Origin of the sequence: Paenibacillus sp. TC-CSREp1 (assembly GCF_050171015.1) — a bacterium.
Lineage (GTDB): Bacteria > Bacillota > Bacilli > Paenibacillales > Paenibacillaceae > Paenibacillus > Paenibacillus silvae.
This window is the reverse complement of the sequence record NZ_JBNOKM010000046.1, coordinates 1-1,899: the sequence shown is the minus strand read 5'-3', so window position 1 is coordinate 1,899 and position 1,899 is coordinate 1. Positions and strand designations below refer to the sequence as shown.

2 protein-coding genes are annotated in these 1,899 nt (G+C 47.0%); both read right to left on the bottom strand.

Going from position 1 to position 1,899, the window contains the following annotated elements:
- On the bottom strand, positions 1 to 1,118 hold a 1,118-nt coding region (locus tag ACQSGY_RS30660), incomplete at its 3' end, for an amidase domain-containing protein (protein WP_427182404.1).
- Positions 1,119 to 1,147: 29 nt separating this feature from the next.
- Positions 1,148 to 1,726 (bottom strand): class F sortase, encoded by a 579-nt coding sequence (locus ACQSGY_RS30655; RefSeq protein WP_427182406.1) that lies wholly within the window; start codon positions 1,724 to 1,726, stop codon positions 1,148 to 1,150.
- Between the last annotated feature and the right edge of the window lie 173 nt (positions 1,727 to 1,899).

Genomic DNA, 1,899 nt, shown 5'->3' with positions numbered 1-1,899 from the left:
TTAATGTGAATGAGCATATACTGAGTCTTATTATCCCAGCCCAGATCAAAAGGTGCTTTGTAGCGGTCAGCAGTATGAGAATTGACAAGGGGATACCCCCGCATATCAAAGCCGGTAACGATGGAAAAATGGTCCACATCATTGTGCATAACGTGAGCAATCAAATCACCTGAAGCAAGCTCCTGGAAAGGGCTTTGTGGATGCTTGTCTGTCGATTGAATCAAATCCTCGTAGTGGCCTGAAGCGATGCGTTGAGCATAACCACTATGTAAGAGGAAGTGCTTGAACGCATCGGTCTGTACCCATGTTCGCGTGCCACCGCTTCGATAATGATATCTCCATGGACCTCTCATGGAAAGACCACCACCTTCCTGAGGGTCACCCAAAACCTGAGAGGCAAAATTGGTACAATCCCCGCCTAAATGGTTGTAGTTTTTGTACTTTCCGTTATACTTTCCCTCGTTACCGGCTCCCCAGGCCAGGCCGGCATATTTGTTCGCATACGCTACGGCGCGCTGACGATCATAACGCTGTCCTGCTGCAGCAGGACGCGGAGAGGAGGGAAGCGGCGGTGATCCATCCGGGATTTTATTCGGATTTTCCTCAAGGGGGTCAAGAAACCACTCCTTGGAAACGTTCCAACCGTGTTTTTGCTTCTTCAATGTCATCACATGCCAGGTGCCTAGACCAAACCACTGCTCCTGAGAAGGCTGGTCTGGATAGGCGTACGTAATTTTTTGCGAATGTCCGAATGTCAGTTGGATTTGATCGCCTTGGACCTTGAAACCTCTTATGCGCAGACTCGATTTGCAGTCAGTAATCCTCATTTGCCGTTTAGCTGCCCAGGCCTGCAAATAAGCTGCTCGATTGTGTTGCATAGCGAGCGCATGTCTGCCCGCTTTTGAGCTTATATCATAATACTTCTCTTGTGGACGGTTCGGATGTACCAAATGACGGGAACGTTCTTCAAATAACTCGTTTAAAAATAGTTCGATTTCTCCTCTGGACACGTCTGCAGGTTTCAGTTTCACAGCTAAAACCGGTGCAGGTGAAGACGTACAAGCAAGGAAGACCGTGAACAATACAAAAATTCTGAATAGAAGCTGACGTGCTGGCATTAGGTTCTCCTTTTCTTTCTGTATTCCACTTATTGAACCAGTTGTGTATAGACAACCAGGCGCTGCTCGTGCTCTTTTTTGTTCCGATTATAGATGCCCGTACACGTAATGAGATTCAGGCGGTATTCGTTGGTATCTCCGAAGATCCGGTCAAGAGGCGCATCCTGGGTAACATAGGACTCATTTTGCTCGACACGATAGACCAGAACATCGTTCTTGGCATCGAACAAAAGTACGAACGAACCCGGCTTGACCTTCTTTAAAGGGTAAAAGATGCCTGGACCTTTATAATCATCTACATGTCCCGCGATGAGTGCATTGCCTGGTTCACCTGGCTTTATACCGTCTTCATAGAAGCCTGCCACTTCACTCGATTTGGGCACACCAAGCCTTCCATCCGGCTGTATACCAACCGGAACAACCTTTGCGCTGAGACGGACAGCAGGAATGCAAATCCGAACCGGTTTAAAAGAGGAATTTTTAGAAGGTGCAGGTCTGGAGAACTCTTCAAAACGAGTCTGAAACGCTTCCTGATGAGTGGGCGTAGAAGGTTTCTCGGATTCGCTTAAAACATTTCTCCAACCCGTAAATATCGCTGCAGGAACCATACCCAAGAGTAAAAGAAGTAAAATGCATCTTTTTATAAACGTTCTCATCGTGATCAACCCCGAATATTAACCCAAGGACAAAGAAAAACATCTTTGTCCCTGGTTGTAATGGTTTACTCGCTTACGCCGCCATAACCGGATTTAGGCAGAGCATGAGGCTTAACACTTTTCGC

Bases quoted from the DNA above. Each gene is read 5' to 3' on its own strand.
- ACQSGY_RS30655 (WP_427182406.1), bottom strand. From the start codon at position 1,726: ATGGTTCCTGCAGCGATATTTACGGGTTGGAGAAATGTTTTAAGCGAA.